We start from the raw sequence: 19,115 nt of genomic DNA, 5'->3' as shown, positions 1-19,115 counted from the left end.
TACAATGAATTTTGAAAAAGACACCAGAATTATAATGACATTGGACGGAGGGGGGACGAATTTCGTATTCTCCGCATTTCAGTCCGGAAGACAGATAGTCGAAGAATATCGTCTCGACGCCTGTGGAGACGACCTTGATAAATCGATGAACAATATAGTCGAAGGATTCAATTATGTACTAAAACAACTCGATAATACTCCCTCGGCGATAAGTATTGCATTTCCCGGACCGGCAGACTATCCCAACGGTATTATCGGAGATCTGGGCAATCTTCCTGCGTATAGAGGCGGTGTGGCATTGGGTCCTTTTCTTAAAAATAAATTTGGCTTGCCGGTTTTTATCAACAACGACGGCGACCTTTATGCTTATGGTGAAGGGCTTGCCGGTTTCCTTCCGTATATAAATAAATTGTTGAGCGATTCGGGCAATCCGAAAAGATATAAAAATCTGGTCGGCATTACTTTGGGAACAGGATTCGGATGCGGTTTATTCATTAACGGAGAACTCTACAGGGGCGATAATTCGATGGCAGGCGAAATTTGGCTTCTTCGAAATCGGATTTCTCCCGAAGAATTTGCCGAAGAACACGCCAGTATAAGAGGAGTAAGAAGACTCTACGGCGAAGCTGCCGGCATCGGATTTTCGGACGCCCCTTCTCCCAAAGAAATTTATGAAATAGCCATTGGAAAACTCGAGGGAAATAAAAACGCTGCAATTGAAGCTTATAAAAAAATGGCTCGGGTAGTTGGCGACGCTATTGCAAACGTGGTTACAATTATGGATTGTCCGGTTGTAATCGGCGGCGGTTTGGCGGGAGCTTCGCAGCTTTTCATGCCGTTTTTGTTAGACGAAATGAGAAGTTGTTATAGAAAAACTTCTGACGGCGCTCGGGTAAAACGACTAATGGCTCAGATTTATAATCTCGACAATGAAGAAGACCTTAAAAATTTTCTGCACAACGAGACAGTAGAAATAAATGTTTACGGTACAAACGAAAAAGTGAATTACGACGCCTCGAAGAAAATCGCTATTGGCATTTCGCAATTAGGCGCCAGCAAAGCGATAGCTCTTGGCGCTTATGCCTTTGCATTGAATATGATCGATAAACAGTGAACAATAATAATACAGGAGAATCATGGAACCAGGTTCTAAAGTCGAAAGCTTTTTTCTGAAAAAATCAGGTAAAAAATTTATATATAAACCCACTGAAAAAATTCCCGTTATTCAGGTCGGGAATATTCCCGAATTGGGCGAATTGACCGCATTTCGTTTTGTAGAGTGGCTGCAGGCAAATCCGGAAGGAGTCGTATCGCTGCCTACGGGAAAAACGCCCGAGTATTTTATCTACTGGTTTACTCACATAATGAAGAACTGGGATAAACCGGAAATCAGACAAAAATTAAAAAAATACGAACTTGATCCCCAAAAGAAACCGGATATGAAGAAAATAAAGTTCGTCCAGATTGACGAATTTTATCCCATCGACTCGACGCAGCAAAACAGCTTTTATTATTACATAAAAAAATTTTATATAAAAACTTTCGGCATCGATCCCAACAACGCGCTTTTGATCAATGTTAATAAAATCGGAACGGCGGAAAATCTTCCTCTGTCCGTAATATTTCCCGATAATAAGGTTGACCTTAGTTTACGTACGAAACTGCCGGGCAGCCGGGTAGAAAGATTACAAAAAGAAACGATTGAGATAGTAGACGAATTTTGCACTCAATACGAGAAAAAAATACGTGAGATGGGCGGTATCGGATTCTTCCTGGGAGGAATTGGTCCTGACGGACATATCGGGTTCAACGTTCAGGGAAGCGACCACTATTCAACTACAAGATTGACCGCGACTAACTATCAAACGCAAGCCGCCGCCTCAACCGATCTGGGGGGAATCGAAGTCGCTTCGAACAGGCTTGTTATTACTATCGGTCTTAATACAATTACATATAATAAAAACGCCACCGCTATTATTATAGCCGCTGGCGAAGCCAAAGCGAAAATCGTAAAAGACTCTGTCGAGAACGAAGCTTCAAATAAATATCCTGCAACCGTGCTGCAAAAGCTCCGCGATTCGCGCTTTTATCTTACTAACGGAGCCGCGTCGCTCTTATCCGAAAGAATTTATGACGACGTGGAGAAAGAAACAAAATTATCGAGACTTTCTCTGGAAAAGGCTGTGATTAATTTGTCGGTTAATACTGGCAAAGAATTGTTGTCGCTTTCAAAGAGCGACTATTCCGGCGATAAGCTCGCAAATCTTGTTTTGAAGAAATCCGGAAAGACGGTTAAAGAAATCAACGAGCTTATTTATAATGATATAGTCGAACGTTTTAATAAAGGAATGAATACGCCACTTAATCAGACTATCTTACATACAGCCCCGCATCATGACGACATAATGTTGGGATACCTTGCTTTTATTAATCATCTTGTAAGAACACATTTGAATAAACACCATTTTGCTGTTTTTACAAGCGGTTTTACAGCCGTAACAAATTCCTACATGCTCGAATTGACGCTAAAACTGAAAGAATACTTAAATGCCGGAGCTTTCGACGAAAGGTATAAAACGGGTTACTTCGAACCCGACAACGCAGAGGCAAAAGATAGCGATATCAGTCTTTATCTCGACGGCATCGCCGAAAATAATAAAGCCAAAAGAACCGAAGCTACTTCCAGAAGAATGCTCAGAAACATTATAGAAATTTACGAAGAAACAAGCCTTAGATATATAAACGACAGAGTGGACGAGCTGATTAATTATTTCGGAACCCAGTATCCCGGTAAAAAAGACATTCCGCACGTTCAAAAGCTGAAAGGAATGTTGAGAGAATGGGAGGAAGAACTGACCTGGGCATATTACGGCTTCTCTTCGAAAGACGTTTCGCATCTAAGGCTCGGCTTCTATCAGGGAAATATTTTTACTGAAAATCCTGAACTACAAAGAGACGTAATCCCGATACTTGAATTAATTAGAAAAATCAAACCGACTATATTAACCGTGGCATTTGACCCGGAAGGCAGCGGACCGGATACGCATTACAAAGTGCTTCAGGCAGTAAGCGAAGCATTGAAACTTTATGAAAAAGAGGAAGACATCTCGAAGCTGAAAATATGGGGGTACAGAAATGTCTGGTACCGCTTCCATCCTGCGGAAGCAAATATTTATGTGCCTGTCAGTTTGAATTCTATGGCGATTCTCGACAACGTATTTATGAATTGTTACGGTTCTCAAAAAGACGCCAGCTTTCCAAGTTGGGAGTACGACGGACCTTTTTCTCAGCTGGCCAGACAAATTCATGTCGAGCAATATCAGAAAATCAGGAACTGTCTGGGTAAAAAATATTTTCTGAACAATCCTATACCCAGAGCGCGCGCTGCTCACGGCATGTTATTCCTAAAAGAAATGAGCGTAAAGGAATTCTATCAGTATTCAATGGAATTGAGAAAATCAGTTGAATATATTAAATAAGTACGAGGAAAGAAAAAATTTAGAAAATAAAATAGCATTCGGAATTGAGATACATTTGCTGAAAGTTAAACAAAAAAAATAAATACAAGAGGTAAGGATATGAAATATATTATTAACGCCTTAGTTCTGTGCATCGTTGTTATTTTAGCAATGGTTTCTTGTAAAGATGGTGCTAACACAAAACAAAAACAAGTTATTAATTATGAACAATACGCTGATAGTGTTATACAAGATTTTAAGTTTGCTTGGGAAGCCTATAAAAAATATGCGTGGGGTCATGATGCTCTAAAACCGCTTACCAAAACTTACCATGATTGGTATGGTGTATCTTTACTGATGACGCCAGTTGATTCTTATGATACAATGGTGTTAATGGGATTAAATGAGGAGGCGGATGAAGCAAAAAAATTGATATTGGATAGTCTTTCTTTTAATAAAGATATTTATGTGCAACATTTTGAGATTACAATTAGGTTGTTAGGTGGTTTATTATCTGCATACTTATTAGACGGCGACCCAAAATTTTTGGAATTAGCAACAGATTTAGCTAATAGAATGTTGCCCGTGTTTAATTCACCTACGGGTATGCCATATGTGTTTGTTAATCTAAAGACAGGGAAAACTAAGGGGGAAATAAATAATCCTGCAGAAATAGGTACCTTGTTATTAGAATACGGTACTCTATCAAAATTGACGGGAAATCCAATCTATTATGATAAGGCAAAAAAGGCGATAATGGCATTAATGGAGAAAAGTTCTGATATAGGATTAGTAGGCACACTCATTGACGTCAATACAGGTAAATGGATAAATACTGAGTGCCATATTAGTGGTATGATAGATTCGTTCTTTGAGTATTTATTAAAAACATCTTTGCTTTTCAAGGATGAGGAAATTGAAAGCGCCTGGAAAAAAACAATAACGGGAATTAATAATTTCATGAAACACAAGACTGAGAACGGATTATGGTATAGCCATGTAGATATGTTTTCTGGCAAAAGATTAAAAACACAAGTAGGCGCATTGGACGCTTTTTTTCCAGCTGTTTTGTGTCTTGCTGGCAATATTGATGATGCTAGAGAGTTTAATGAAAGTCTTTTTTCGTTATGGGAGAAATATGGAATTATTCCTGAACAGTATGATTATATGAATGATACGATAATTTCAGCGGCATATTATTTAAGACCTGAATGTATTGAAAGTGCCTATTATCTTTATAATTACACAAAAGATGAGAAATATTTAAGAATGGGTGTGAGATATTATTCAAGTATAGTTAAATATTGTAAAACGGGCGAAGCATTTTCTCATCTGGAAAGTGTTGTAACCAAGCAGAAAGAGGATGCAATGGAAAGTTTCTTTTTTGCCGAAACCTTGAAGTATTTATACTTGTTATTTGATCAAGGGAAATCGTTAAAATTTAATGATGTAATTTTTAATACAGAAGCGCACCCGATACTAATTGAAAAAATACAATAATAATATTCTTTGTTGGAGGGGTTATGAATAGATTATTCTTAATTTTTTATGCCCTGCTTTGTGTATAATCAATCTATTGAAAATCATAGCTTTACTATGTTGTTAATCGGATACTTAAAGGCGGAAAATGATGAATTTATTGATGGATATGATATAGCATTAGGCGGGGTTGAGATAGAATATTATACTCCAATGCCTTCGGCGAATAAAGCTTTGATTACGCGTGCTTATAATGGTCAAATGGCTATTCATCTTGCCCCTATCTTGTAGACAGCCAGAAAAGCAGCTATATTTGAATTAAAATAAATATAGGAGTACACTAAGATGGGACAAACAAGAAGATGCCACGACAAAGAGTTTAATAAAATCTACAAATTAGCCTTTTAATAAATGCTATTAATGAAAGTATCTTATATCTAAAAAATTCAGAAGGAATCTATACGGCATACCGAAAGAAATCGGAATAAATTAAATATAACGGAGTAATTATGAACTTCGATAATCATCCGGTATTTCAATTGAGAAAAAAACACGTTAGAGTCGGGATAAGACCTGTAATTGACGGCAGAAGAAAAGGCGTCAGGGAATCGCTCGAAGCCCAAACCATGCAAATGGCTAAGAAAACTGCCGATCTTATACAGAACACTCTACGCTATTCCGACGGTATGCCTGTCGAGTGTGTTATAGCTGATATTTGCATTGGCGGAGCTGCAGAAGCGGCTGCGTGTATGGAAAAATTCAAGGAAAATAACGTAGGCGTTTCTATTACCGTAACTCCCTGCTGGTGCTATGGCACTGAAGTAATGGATATAACGCCTATTATTCCTAAAGCCGTTTGGGGATTCAACGGAACGGAAAGACCCGGAGCGGTTTATCTCGCTGCGGCGCTTGCAGGATATAATCAATTGGGCGTTCCTGCCTTCGGAATCTATGGAAAAGACGTTCAGGAGAGCGACGATTCGTCCATACCGGACGACGTTAAAGAAAAATTACTTTTATTTACTAAGGCTGCCATTGCTGCGATGGAAATGCAGGGCAAATCTTATCTTTCGGTCGGGGCTGTTTCGATGGGTATCGCCGGGTCGGTTGTCGATACGCATTTTATATATGACTATCTCGGTATGAAATCCGAATTTGTCGATATGACTGAAATAATAAGAAGAATTAACGAAAAAATTTACGACAGCGAAGAATTTAATAAAGCTATAAAATGGGTTGCGGCTAACTGCCGGGAAGGAGAAGACCCTAATGATCCGCCTGTATCCGGAGAACAGCGTAAAAGCGAATGGGAAACAGTTGTTAAAATGACGATGATTTTCAGAGACCTTATGGTTGGAAATCCCAAACTTGCAGAATTAGGTTTCGAAGAGGAAGCGCTGGGACACAATGCAATAGCAGCCGGATTTCAGGGACAACGCCAATGGACGGATTTTATGCCTAACGGCGACTTCCTGGAAGCGATTTTAAACTCGTCTTTTGACTGGAACGGTATTCGTGAACCGTACATTGTAGCTACGGAAAACGACAGCCTGAACGGAATTTGCATGCTTTTCGGACTTTTATTAACGAACACGGCTCAAATTTTTTCGGACGTGCGCACGTATTGGAGTCCCGAAGCCGTTCAAAGAGTGGGGGGTAAAAAACTTACCGGATTGGCTGAAGGAGGAATTATCCATCTTATCAACTCGGGCTCGTCTGCTCTCGACGGAACCGGTAAACAGCGTCTGGATGGTAAACCTGCCATTAAACCTTTCTGGGAGATAACTGAGAAGGAAGCAAAAGACTGTCTCGAAGCCACAAGCTGGTGCCCTGCAATAAGGGAGTATTTTAGGGGAGGCGGTTTTTCGTCGCACTTTCTGACGGAAGGCGGCATGCCGGTTACAATGAGCAGAATTAATATAATTCACGGCTTGGGCCCGGCGCTTCAGATTGCCGAAGGTTATACGGTCGAACTCGATCCCGAAATAGACGCGCTGTTACAGAAAAGAACCAACCCCACGTGGCCTACAACATGGTTTGTGCCCAAAATAACCGGTAAAGGAGCATTCAAGGATGTATACTCGGTTATGCTGAATTGGGGCGCCAATCACGCCGCTGTTTCTTACGGTCATATCGGAGATAAATTGATTACGCTTGCATCTATTCTTAGAATACCTGTATACATGCATAACATAGAGAGAGATCGTATTTTCAGACCGGCTGCATGGAATGCCTTTGGCACATCGGATGCGGAGAGCGCCGATTTTGCCGCCTGTAAAAGCTTCGGACCATTATATAGATAATAATTATGAACGGCGAAAGTAAAAGTAAAATCCGTTCTCCCATTGTACAGCGTAAACATTTAATCCCATTTATTCTGATAACCAGCTGTTTTGCCTGGTGGGGACTGGCAAACAATATGACCGACACTTTGCTGGCGGCATTTAAAAGAATTATGAGCCTGTCGGATTTTCAGACTTCCTGGATACAGATAGCATTTTACGGTTCGTATTTTTGTCTGGCTTTGCCGGCTGCAATTTTCATAAAGAAATTCACTTATAAAGCCGGGGTATTGCTCGGATTGGGTTTGTTTATAACAGGCGCCTTGCTTTTTTATCCTGCCAGCAAAACGATGAATTACTTTCACTTTCTGCTGGCGCTCTATATATTAGCCGGAGGGTTATCTATTCTGGAAACCTCAGCCAATCCCTATGTTATAGCTATGGGCGACGCTTCTACAGCCACTCGAAGGTTAAATCTTGCGCAATCGTTTAATCCGATCGGTTCGATTGCCGGAGTAATTATCAGCCAGCTATTTATTCTATCGCATTTGAACAGCGCTACGGATGTCGAGCGTTTGTCCATGGCTCCGGAGCAACTTAAAAAAATCCAATCGGCTGAATTGTCCGCCGTTATGGGTCCCTATGTAGGAGTTGCTATAATACTTTTATTTTTGTGGATTCTTATAGCTTTCACTAAAATGCCGCGAGCAAAGGACGAATCGGGGCATGTGGATGTAAAACAAACTTTAAAAAGATTACTGAGAAATAAGAATTATTTGCTGGGCGTTTCAGCGCAATTCTTCTATGTGGGCGCTCAGATTGGAGTATGGTCTTTTACAATACGTTATGTAATGAAACAATTGGAACTGAACGAAAAAAATGCTGCCACTTACTATCTAATTTCTTTGGCGCTCTTTGCATTATTTCGATTCATCTGTACGGTTTTGATGAAATATATTTCACCGGGGAAATTACTCGCGTATTTATCCGGAATAGCGACTGTTCTCACGATTGCGGTGATCGTTTCCGGAGGATATGCAGGCGTTATTGCCCTCGTATCGATCTCCGCTTGTATGTCCTTGATGTTTCCGACGATATTCGGACTTGCAGTGGAAGGATTAAACAGCGATACTCAAATTGCAAGTTCCGGACTTATTATGGCAATTCTCGGAGGCGCTATATTAACCGCTTTGCAGGGTTTGGTATCCGATTTGACGTCTAATATCAATCTCGCTTATATTATTCCTTTGTTTTGTTTTATAGTTATTTTTTATTACGGACTATATGTCATCAAGCGACATAAGAAAATAGCTATTCAACGGTAATTTCGTCTGCAAATAACCAGGCTTTGGCGCCTTTTCCGACGTGCCATTCGGGACAGACTCCGATATTTTTCGCTTCGATTTTTATATATCTGCAATTAATTCCGTTTGCATTAATGCTGACGGATTGAATTTCAGCGTTATTCTCGTTTGTATCGACAGTTTTTTTACTGCCAAGTTTATTGAAATTTATTCCGTCTTCGGATGTATAAAAAGTAACAGAGTCCGGAAAAAATATATATGCGTTAATATCTTTCAGAAAACCTGCTGATATTTTTCTAATCCTTTTGTATTCCTTTAAATCGAGCACAGCAACAAGGTCGTTGCCGTGATAACCCTGCCAATTACCGTCTTTGAAATAAGAACTTCCTCTAACGCCGTTTACTAGCGCATATTTACCCCCTCCGGAATAAGCTTGGGAATATTTCGTTAAGGAGATTATTTCATATTTCGCTTTGTAATAATCAACGCTAACCGGCAATCCTTTTTTACCGTCGCCGGAGAATGCCACCGCCGTAATTGTCGTTGAGGAGTCGATAATAATTTCCCCGTCGTAAAGAGTAGAATTGCTGTCGGGCAGCGAACCGTCAAGCGTGTAATATATCTTCGAGTCCGGAATGTCGCAATTTATCTTAATCGCAAGCGTATCCCTGAATGTAGTGTCCCCTGGCGAAAAAGAGAGCGACGGGGGAGTGATATACAGACCGAATGAAGACAAAGTGGGATTTGTTCTGCATTGCTCTATGATTATTCTTACCCTTGAAGTAGTAACCGGGTCGAATTTGAAGAGCCTTTTATATCCTATCGTTGTGCCGGTTGCAAACTTTTTCCATTGATTATGTCTCCAGAATTCAAGAGAAAATTTTTCGATCCTTTGACCTTCCAGAATATTCTCCTGCAGCATTGCGCAGTTGAAAGTCCTAATCGTATCAAGTGAAATTTCAATAACCGCTGTTGAATCCGAGCCGTATGTAGTCCAATAAGTTTCGTAGTCGTTATCCAATATTAAAGCCGCGCTGTTGCCTTCTCTTTCGGATGAAACAAATGTAACTTTGCCCGTCGCAAGATTTCGACCGAATGTATTTTCAATCAGGTATTTGAAGCCTATTAAACTCTTTATGTCTTGGTCAACGATTAAACCATCTTTATTAGGCGGAACATTTAAAAGTAATACTCCGTTGAGTCCTACGGAATTAAGATAGATATCAAAGAGTTTTTCGGGGGATTTAACAAAGTTGTCGTCTTCTTTGTGGTAGAACCATCTGGGGCGGATAGACACGTCTATCTCTGCCGGATACCAGATGAGGGATTTTGCTTTCAAAATTTTTTCCCTGCTTCCGAGGTCTTCTTCAGTCAGGTCGCGGGGAATAAATGCATTATCCAATCTTTTTTGCTGTGAAGAAGCGGCTATCAACTCCGTATCCATGATGTTTCCGGGAAGCACGCTCCATTCGGTCTTTCTTCCGTAACCGGATTCTGTGCCCACCCACCTTACATCTGGTCCCATATTGGCAATAATGCAATCCGGCTGGAGTTCTCGAATCAGTTCATAATAAGAATTCCAGTCATAAATTTGCTTTTTGCCGCTCGGGCCTTCTCCGCATGCGCCGTCGAACCATACTTCGGCTATTTCCCCGTAGTTTGTCAATAATTCTTTTAATTGATTTCTGAAATATTCGTTATAAGCATCCGAGCCGTAAGTTTTTTCGTGCATGTCCCACGGAGACAGATATATTCCGAATTTAATTCCTTCTTTCCGGCAGGATTCCGATAATTCTTTTACAATATCCCCCTTGCCGTTTTTATAGGGAGTATTCTCAATGTCGTAATCGGTATACCTGCTTGGCCACAAACAAAATCCGTCGTGGTGTTTGGCGGTAAGGATAATCAGCTTAAAGCCGGCTTCTTTTAAAATTCTTGCCCACTGATCGGTATCGATTCCGGATGGATTGAAAACCGATAAATCAAAGTCTTTTCGTCCCCATTCCAGGTTCATAAATGTATTCATACCGAAATGGATGAACGCTGTAAGCTCCAATTTTTGCCAGTCGTACTGGCGCCATGCAGGGATTACATTTGCCGCTTTACGAATTATCTCCGCGGGCGTATCGTCCGGATCAATAAATACAATGTTGCTTTTTGTTTGTGAAAAAACAATCAAAGGACATAAAAAGGCAAATAAAAATTTCTTTGTCATATTACGTCCTTATTTTCATTGTAAAAGTATATTGATCCTTTTTTACCTTACGCAATTCTTCGGGAATTATAATGATAATTTTTTCTCCGTCGCGTTTGCATTGAAGAATAGCGTCATTCCCCTGAACGGTAATAACCGGTTCGTCTTTTATTTCCGGAATTGTAATATTAATTTCCTTCGGTAATAAATTTTCATCCTCCTTTATTCTGTAGAAGGCGTAGAAGTTGCTTTTATTCCTCGTATAAGAAAGCTGGTTTTGTTTATAAGGAAAAACGGGTTCCGAATCGTAAATTGCTTCTCCGTTTATTTTCATCCACTTTCCGATATCTTTTAATCGTTCATATGCTTCCGGTTCCCAGTCTCCTTCGGGAGTTGGCGCAATGTTCAATAATAAATTGCCCCCCTTCGAAACTATATCGATCAGTAAATGAATTATTTCCCTCGACGATTTATATTTCAATCCCGGTTCGTAAGACCAGGAAGGCGTTATCGGCATACAAGTTTCCCACGGATAGGGGAGAGTGTTTTCCGGGATTTGATTTTCGGGCGTCAGGTAATTTTGATACGGGCCGGGTACTGCTCTATCGACAATTATCAATCCCGGTTGTTTTTCCCTCGCTTTTTTAGCCAGCAAGGGCATTTTTATATCCTGGTTTTGAATTCGATAGATATTGAAATTAGCTTTCTTACGTTCAGCTTCCAATTCTTCTTCCGTGTAACTCCGTACCCAACAGCCGTCGAGCCAAAGTATATCGATGCTTCCGTAGTCCGTCATCAATTCCATAATTTGATTGTGCGTAAACTCTACGAATTTATTCCATCTTTCCGGATATTTCCGAATGTCGTAATTAACGTTTCTGTCGGGAGTGGCAAAACGTCTCCACCAGTAATAGTCGGAATGCCAATCTGGTTTGGAAAAATATGCGCCGATCATAAAATTGCGATGTCTGAAGGAATCAAAAAGCGCTTTTGTAATATTTGCGTTAGGATTGTGCCTGAACGGGCAACGTTCTCCCGTAATTTTGTAATCCGTATAATTGCTGTCGTACATGCAAAAGCCGTCGTGATGCTTGGTTGTAAAAATAAAATATTTCATACCCGCAGCTAGCGCTGCATCCGCCCATTTCTCGGGATTGAATTCAACCGGATTGAAAGTGGTAATAAGATTTTCATAAAGCCTTTTGTATTCGCAGTAATCTTCGATATTTCGTTTACACCACTCCTCATCTTCGGAACACAGAGACCAGGATTCCACAATACCCCATTGGCTCGACGGAGCCCAGTGCATCAACAGCCCGAATTTTAGACTCTGCCATACATTCAATTTTTTAAGCACCCGTTCGTCGGTTTCGGGATAGTAAACTTTTAGAGCTTCGTCAATTTCGACGGCTCCTGCATGCAACGGTTTCTTATCTTCTTTAGCCATCTCATTCCTCTCCGGTTTATTCAACTACGATTTCATCGATAAACAGCCAGGCTTTATGGCCTGCTCCCGGATGCCATTCGGGACATACTTTAATGCTTTCGGCGAATACTTTTATGTAGCGAGCTTTGGATGCGATAAAATCCGCTCCGAATTCTTTTATTATTATTTCGGAATTTTTTTGAGGTACGTCGTTCGCAATAACTTTTTCATCTGAAAATTTACTTCCGTCCTTCGATATGGAAATTACCACTTTTTTAGGAAGGAATACCCAGGAGTTGGAGTTTAATATAAATCGCGGCACTACTCTCGAAATTTCTTTTTCGGAACCTAAATCGATAACCGCTTCGAAATCGACGCCTTGATATCCCTGCCACATACCGTCGTGAAAATCGTCGGTGCCGCGTATGCCGTCTACTAATGAGTTATCTCCGTTAGCTCTGTAATGTAAGCTATATTCATTGATAATTTTGATGTCGCTGCCGACGGCTTTATGAAAAATAAAATCAAAGTTAATTTTTTTATTCAGGAAAAAAGTATCTCTGAAAGCAGCCGCTACGAGCTTGCTGGTGTTGTTGACGACAATCGGTTGGGTATAAATTTCCGATTTGTATGTGGGCGTTGTTCCGTCCAGAGTGTAACGGAGGTTAACGCCTTCCTGATGAATATCGAATGTAACAATATATTGTTGGGGATCTGTGTTGTGTTCGACTTTATATGTGATTAGTTTCGATTCTCTTCCGTATTTGATTCCTAGCGAAGTCAGATCTTCGTATTTGTTTTTGAGGCGACTATAGAATTCATCATAGTCTTTCGATCCCGTTGTCCAGAAAACTTCGGAGAGAGCAAGAATACGCGGGAAGAGTTGAGAGTCTACTTTTTCTTGAGGACAATGTTCAGTCCATAAATTTGCTTCGCTTCCTATGACGTAAACGGCTTCCTCTTCATTCAATTCCACTGGAACCGGTTCGAAAGAGTAGGCTATTTTAAGGTCGAGGTTATCAGGATCGTAATTCAGATAAGTATGGGAAGTAGGGGAACATATTGTATAATGTTTTTGACGAGCCGCCGCAATTGCGCCGTCGTGTCCCTGCCACGATTGAACGATTACTCCGGGAGCGAGTCCTCCCTCGAGAATTTCATCCCAACCAATTGCTGTTTTCCCTTTCGATTCAAGGTAATTGACAATCCGTTTTATGAAATAACTTTGCAGTTCCTTCTCGTCTTTCAAACCTTCCGTCTTGATTCTTTCCTGGCATCTGGGACATTCTTTCCATCTGTCCTTCGGAACTTCGTCGCCTCCTATATGGATGTATTTGCCGGGAAACAAATCGATTACTTCGTCCAGAATGTTTTGAAGAAATATAAAAGTGGAGTCCCTACCGGCGCAGTAAACGTCTTTCATAACGCCCCACATATTCGTAACCTCGAAGGGTCCGCCTGTGCAAGAATTTTCAGGATAAGAAGCCAAGGACGCAAGGCAGTGTCCCGGCATCTCAATTTCGGGGACGATATTGATATACCTGCTTTTTGCGTACTCAACAATTTCTTTTATATCCTCTTGTGAATAATATCCGCCGTAAAGCGAACCGTCTGCTTCTTTGCGCCAGGCGCCGATTTGGGTTAGTTTGGGATATTTCTTTATTTCTATTCTCCAACCCTGGTCGTCGGTAAAATGCCAGTGGAGCGTGTTGAATTTAAAATATGCGAGTATATCGATATACCTTTTTATAAAATCTTTGCTCATAAAATGGCGGCTGCAATCGAGATTTAAGCCTCTCCACTGAAAACGCGGATTGTCTTCTATTTTACATGCAGGTAATACGAACGGCTTTCCGTTCCGGCTCTTTTTTATTTCGGGCGGTATCAACTGGAAGACGGTTTGAATCCCTCTGAATATCCCTTCGTCCGTATTAGCGGAGATAGTAATAGTTGACTGAGTAATCTCGAGATTATACGCTTCCTTGTCGCTTTCGTTTGGCAGCACGCCGGATTCAAAAATTATCGTCTTAATTTTAGCAGAGCTGTCGTTCATCAGTTTAATGCCTGTCAACTCGAATATTTTGTTTTTAAAATAGGAGGCTAATTTGCCGCTTGTTGATTTTACTGTAATTTTGTTATCAAAAGTAAATTTGCCCTCAGATGGAATTATTTTCTCCGGTTTGGGAATTAGAGATTGCAATGTACCGCTCTGAGCATAAAATTTAGGAGCTATGGTGAACAATATTCCAAACAAAAAAACGGCAGAAAATTTCATAAACTGCCTCCGTTGTATTTTTTTATAAAAAATATACCATAGACAATAATATGCAAAAAATGAAAAAAATACTAAAATTATTTTGGCTTTTTAGAAAAAAATGGTTAAAATAGTTTTATTAAATACAGTGTTTATTTTCGTAAAATAAAAACATTCTGGAAATATCGTTCCTTAAATTATAAAAATCTCTTTTTGATCCAAATCTTAAAATACGGTGATTTTTATGGATTTATCCTTCTATGAATGGTTGATAGTTGCAGTAGTAATGAGCTTCTCTTTCTATGGCGTTTATTTGAGCAAAAGACATGTAAAAAGCGTTGCCGACTTCTTATCTGCAGGTCGTTCCGCCGGCAGATATATGATAACCGTTTCTCAGGGAATGACTGCAATCGGAGCAATTACGATTGTGGGTCAATGGGAAATGAATTATGTGGCGGGTTTTGTTCTGCGCTGGTGGGAATTCATTATGGCGGTTGTACTCTTAATTGTAACCGTAACCGGCTGGGTTATCTATCGATTCAGACAGACTCGCGCGCTGACCGTAGCGCAGTTCCTCGAAATGAGGTACAGTCGAAATTTTAGGATTTATGCCGGCATACTGGCGTTTATATCCGGACTTCTGAATTTCGGTATTTTCCCCGCAGTGAGCGCCCGTTTTATAATTTATTTTTGCAGACTGCCTTTGAGCTTTCAGTTTCTCGGCGTTGAAGTTTCCACGTTTCCCGTTACAATGGCTCTCTTATTATTAGTCTCCCTCTACTTTGTGTTTGCGGGCGGGCAAGTCGCAATAATCGTTACGGAATTTATTCAGGGTGTTTTCTTAAATATTACATTTATAGCAATCCTTGTATTTTGCCTTTTCTTCGTCAACTGGGATCAAATAATGCAAGCCGTTAGTACGGTTCCCGAAAATGCATCGTTGATAAATCCATTTAAAGCGAGCGAAGTGCAGGATTTTAACTTCTGGTATTTCTTGATAAATGTTGTCGGAATTATCTACGGCAAAATGTCGTGGCAGGGAGGACAGGGATATTATTCGTCCGCCAAAAGCGCGCATGAAGCTAAAATGGGAGAAGTGCTGGCTAATTTCAGAGATATACCGCGATGGCTCTTTTATGTTTTCGTGCCGGTTGTGGCATTTACGATTTTACACCACGTGGATTTTTCCAATGTCGCCACGGTAGTCGAAAAAACATTGAGCGGTATCGATAACAAAGCCGTTCAAAACCAGTTGCGAGTGCCGCTTGTGCTTTCGGAAATACTGCCATTCTATTTGAGAGGGGCATTGCTTGCCGTAATGATTATGGCGACGGTGGGAACGAACAGTTCGTATATGCATTCATGGGGCAGTATTTTTATTCAGGATGTTGTAATGCCCTTCAGAAAAAAGAAATTTTCACACGAACAACATCTAAGAGTGCTTCGTTATTCAATTCTCGGCGTTTGCGTATTTATTTTCTTCTTCAGTTTGTTTTTCCCGATGACCGATTATATCTTCCTTTACTTTGCTATTACCGCCGCAATTTTTGTAGGCGGTTCGGGCTCTGTCATCATCGGAGGACTTTACTGGAAGTACGGCACTACCGCGGCTGCATGGGTATCGCTTACAATCGGTTCAGCAGTCGCGGTAAGCGGAATAATACTTCAGCAAATTTATCCCGACTTCCCGATAAACGGACAATATTTCTGGGCGATTTCGATGGGAGTTTCGTCGCTCAGTTATATACTTGTTTCATTATTTGGTAATCGTCAGGAATTCAATATGGATAAAATGCTTCACCGCGGTATATATGCTATCAAAGACGAAACCGTTGTCGTTAACGAGGTACCTCTGAAAGGGCTTCGTATGCTTGGTATCGGTAAGGAATTTACAAAAGGAGATAAGCTGATTTATATTGTATCTTATGTATGGACATTTGCATGGGTTGCGGTTTTTATTATCGGAACCATATGGAACCTTTTATACGACGTGCCCGATTCTGTTTGGCTGGCTTTCTGGAGAAAATACGTCGAAATTAATCTTGCAGCGTCGTTCGTAATTATAATTTGGTTCATCCTTGGGGGAACCGTCGATTTTAAGGATATGATGAGCCGATTGAAAACCATGGCAAGAGATTACAACGACGACGGAACAGTCAATAATAACAATAATGAATAGTAAAAAGGGGTTAATATGAAAATCAGAGCTTTTCTTTCCGTCCTAACGTTATTGCTTGCTCTTTTAACAGTGAGCGCACAACAGTCTGACACTATTTTAATCAAAGACGGATTGGCCGTCAGTATGGACTATTCTTACAGAGATAACGTAATTACCCCCGATCCGATTGTCGCGTCAATTGTAACGGGTAGTTGGAAAGAGCCTACAACCGGACAGAAAGTGAAAAAAGGCGATAAGCTAATCGGAGAATGGAAAGAAATTGACTCCGACGAAAACGGCTGGTTCAAAGCTCCGGAACTGCGTAACGGATATGTCTATATGAAATTCAATTCCGACAAAAACAGAATAGTTCTGCTGGAAGCTATGGGACATTCTTTTGTATTTATAAACGGAACAATGAGAAGCGGCAACCCATACAGAACAAAGGATACATATGAATCGTGGGAGCCCAGATTCGATTATTCATTAATACCGGTAGAAATTAAAAAAGGCGTTAATCACCTGGTCTTCAGGTGCAACAGAAGCGGGGCGTTAAAAGTTAAAATTCACCAAAATACCCCGCCAATCCTTTTTAGCAAAGAAGACCTAACCATTCCTGATTTAATTGTAAACAAGCCTGCGTCGTCGTACGGCGCTATTTTGTTGATAAATGCAGGCAAAAGTAAACTGAATAATTTGTACATTAAAACTTATTCGGATAATTCTGCTATTAAAAATATACCCGCCTATTCAAAGTTGCCTGTAATAAATCCGCTTTCTGTATACAAAGCGCCCTTCAAAATCGAACTTCCAGAGGTAAATAAAAAGGAGGCTGTTAGGCTGAATATTGAACTTGTGGAAAAATCTACCGGCGTTGAAAAAACTTTACTTTCAGAACAAATAGAACTAAAAGTTGTGGACGAATACGAAACACGAAGAGAAACATTCGTCAGCAAATTAGACGGCAGCGTGCAGTATTACGCTGTTAACCCGCCAATTGATTTGAAGAACAAACCGGCTCTATTCTTGAGCTTACACGGCGCAGGCGTCGAAGCTATTAATCAGGCGAATTCTTACGGACATAAGAATTGGGGCTATATTGTATCTCCCACCAACAGAAGGCCTTACGGTTTTAATTGGGAAAATTGGGGAAGAGTAGACGCTCTCGAAGTAATGGAAATTGCGTTAAAAAAATTCAACATCGACAGGGAAAGAGTTTATTTGACAGGACATTCAATGGGCGGTCACGGCACCTGGCAGCTTGGAATTAATTATCCGGATCGTTTCGCCGCAATCGGGCCCAGCGCAGGCTGGATTAGCATCTGGTCTTATCGTATAAGAAATTTAATCGATACGTCGGACGTAAAAGAAATGCTGGTTCGTTCATCGAAACAAAGCGATACTTATGAATTTGCAAGGAACCTCGTCAAAAACGGTATCTATGTCATTCACGGCGACGCCGACGACAACGTGCCGATATCTCAAGCCGAATCGATGCTGGAGATAGTTTCCAAATTTCATAAAGATTACGAATTCCATATTGAAAAAGGAGCCGGACATTGGTGGGATAATTCCGATGAAGACGGAGCCGATTGCGTTGACTGGATGCCGATGTTCGATTTTTTTGCGCGACATTCAGCGCCAAAAAAACATATGATTAGAAACGTCGAATTTACAACTGCCAATCCTGCAGTCTCGTCAAAATACTTCTGGATTGAAATTATCAATCAGGAAAAACAACAAAAACTCAGCAAAGTTAATTTTACGCTCGAATACGGAAAGCGAGTTATTAAAGGGAAAACGGAAAATGTAAGTTATCTTGCATTCGACCTTTCCGTATTGAATCCGGGCGCTCCGGTTTCGGTCGAAATAGACGGCCGGAAAATTGAGAATATTCCTATACCTTCCGATTATAAACTATTTCTTTGTAAAAATGACGGCGTATGGGAGATTACGGGTAAACCCGCTGCAGAAAGCAAGAATCCTTTGCGCCTAGGAAATATTAGGGAAGTCTTAAATAACAATGTTTTGTTTGTTTACGGCACGCACGGCTCTAAAGATGAGAACAAGTGGGCGTTTGAAAAAGCGCGGTTTGACGCAGAGTATCTATGGTATCAGGGAAATGCGGCAATCGAAGTAATCGAGGATGACCAATTCGATCCTCTAGTTTATAAAGACAGAAATGTTGTGCTTTACGGCAATGCGGAAACAAATTCCGCATGGAATAAATTATTGAAAGATTCTCCTGTCAATGTGGAAAAAGGAAAAATTAATATCGGGGACAAGATTTTTTACGGCAAAGATTTATCTTGTTTGATGATACGGCCGAGAAGAGACAGCGACATTGCCAGCGTTGCAGTGGTTGCCGGCGCCGGTATTAAAGGAATGAAATTGGCGGAACTCGCTCAATTTTATCATCCGTACTTGAGTTTTCCCGATTTAGTGGTTTATGACAGCAAAATTATCGAGTCGGATGATCAGGGCGTCCGCTTTATCGGGTATTTCGGGAACGACTGGAGTATAGAAAAAGGTGAATTTATAAACAAGTTTTAGGATGGGT

Annotated in this window: 10 protein-coding genes; 7 read left to right on the top strand and 3 right to left on the bottom strand. The window is 40.6% G+C overall.

Annotated elements, in window-relative coordinates; translation table 11 throughout:
- Nucleotides 1-4: 4 nt before the first annotated feature.
- From ACOYVE_RS06405 to fucP, 5 genes are all read left to right on the top strand, one after another.
- Complete coding sequence (locus ACOYVE_RS06405) at nucleotides 5-1,114, top strand: ROK family protein (RefSeq protein ID WP_014856254.1); 1,110 nt, start codon at nucleotides 5-7, stop codon at nucleotides 1,112-1,114.
- Between the two features lie 22 nt (nucleotides 1,115-1,136).
- Entirely contained in the window at nucleotides 1,137-3,479 is a 2,343-nt protein-coding gene (locus tag ACOYVE_RS06400) for a glucosamine-6-phosphate deaminase (RefSeq protein WP_422881303.1), read from the top strand.
- A 99-nt stretch (nucleotides 3,480-3,578) separates the two neighbouring features.
- Nucleotides 3,579-4,958, top strand: coding sequence for a glycoside hydrolase family 47 protein (locus tag ACOYVE_RS06395; protein ID WP_014856255.1), 1,380 nt, complete (start codon nucleotides 3,579-3,581; stop codon nucleotides 4,956-4,958).
- Nucleotides 4,959-5,446: 488 nt separating this feature from the next.
- Nucleotides 5,447-7,240, top strand: coding sequence for an L-fucose isomerase (locus ACOYVE_RS06390; protein ID WP_014856256.1), 1,794 nt, complete (start codon nucleotides 5,447-5,449; stop codon nucleotides 7,238-7,240).
- Nucleotides 7,241-7,245: 5 nt separating this feature from the next.
- Nucleotides 7,246-8,544 carry an L-fucose:H+ symporter permease gene (gene fucP / locus ACOYVE_RS06385; RefSeq protein ID WP_014856257.1) on the top strand — a complete coding sequence of 433 codons (1,299 nt, stop codon included), beginning with the start codon at nucleotides 7,246-7,248 and terminating at the stop codon, nucleotides 8,542-8,544.
- On the opposite strand, the gene ACOYVE_RS06380 is transcribed toward fucP, so the two are convergent.
- Genes ACOYVE_RS06380 through ACOYVE_RS06370 form a run of 3 tightly spaced genes read right to left on the bottom strand, consistent with a single transcriptional unit; the run spans nucleotide 8,531 to nucleotide 14,418 of the window.
- Entirely contained in the window at nucleotides 8,531-10,738 is a 2,208-nt protein-coding gene (locus ACOYVE_RS06380; protein ID WP_014856258.1) for an alpha-L-fucosidase, read from the bottom strand. The two genes, fucP and ACOYVE_RS06380, sit on opposite strands and share 14 nt — an antisense overlap.
- A 1-nt stretch (nucleotide 10,739) precedes the next feature.
- Entirely contained in the window at nucleotides 10,740-12,164 is a 1,425-nt protein-coding gene (locus ACOYVE_RS06375) for an alpha-L-fucosidase (RefSeq protein ID WP_014856259.1), read from the bottom strand.
- 16 nt (nucleotides 12,165-12,180) lie between these two features.
- Nucleotides 12,181-14,418 (bottom strand): family 20 glycosylhydrolase, encoded by a 2,238-nt coding sequence (locus tag ACOYVE_RS06370; protein ID WP_014856260.1) that lies wholly within the window; start codon nucleotides 14,416-14,418, stop codon nucleotides 12,181-12,183.
- A 223-nt stretch (nucleotides 14,419-14,641) separates the two neighbouring features.
- On the opposite strand from ACOYVE_RS06370, the gene ACOYVE_RS06365 reads away from it, so the two are divergent.
- Both ACOYVE_RS06365 and ACOYVE_RS06360 read left to right on the top strand, forming a co-directional pair.
- A complete protein-coding gene (locus ACOYVE_RS06365) occupies nucleotides 14,642-16,576 on the top strand; it encodes a sodium:solute symporter family protein (protein WP_014856261.1) in 1,935 nt (644 codons plus the stop codon).
- A gap of 15 nt (nucleotides 16,577-16,591) precedes the next feature.
- Nucleotides 16,592-19,108 carry a prolyl oligopeptidase family serine peptidase gene (locus ACOYVE_RS06360; protein ID WP_422881301.1) on the top strand — a complete coding sequence of 839 codons (2,517 nt, stop codon included), beginning with the start codon at nucleotides 16,592-16,594 and terminating at the stop codon, nucleotides 19,106-19,108.
- Nucleotides 19,109-19,115: the final 7 nt, after the last annotated feature.

It is taken from the genome of Melioribacter sp. (assembly GCF_049325435.1).
GTDB classification, from domain to species: Bacteria; Bacteroidota; Ignavibacteria; order Ignavibacteriales; family Melioribacteraceae; genus Melioribacter; species Melioribacter roseus.
Note: the sequence above shows the minus strand (reverse complement) of the source record. Positions and strands in the feature narration are given on the sequence as shown.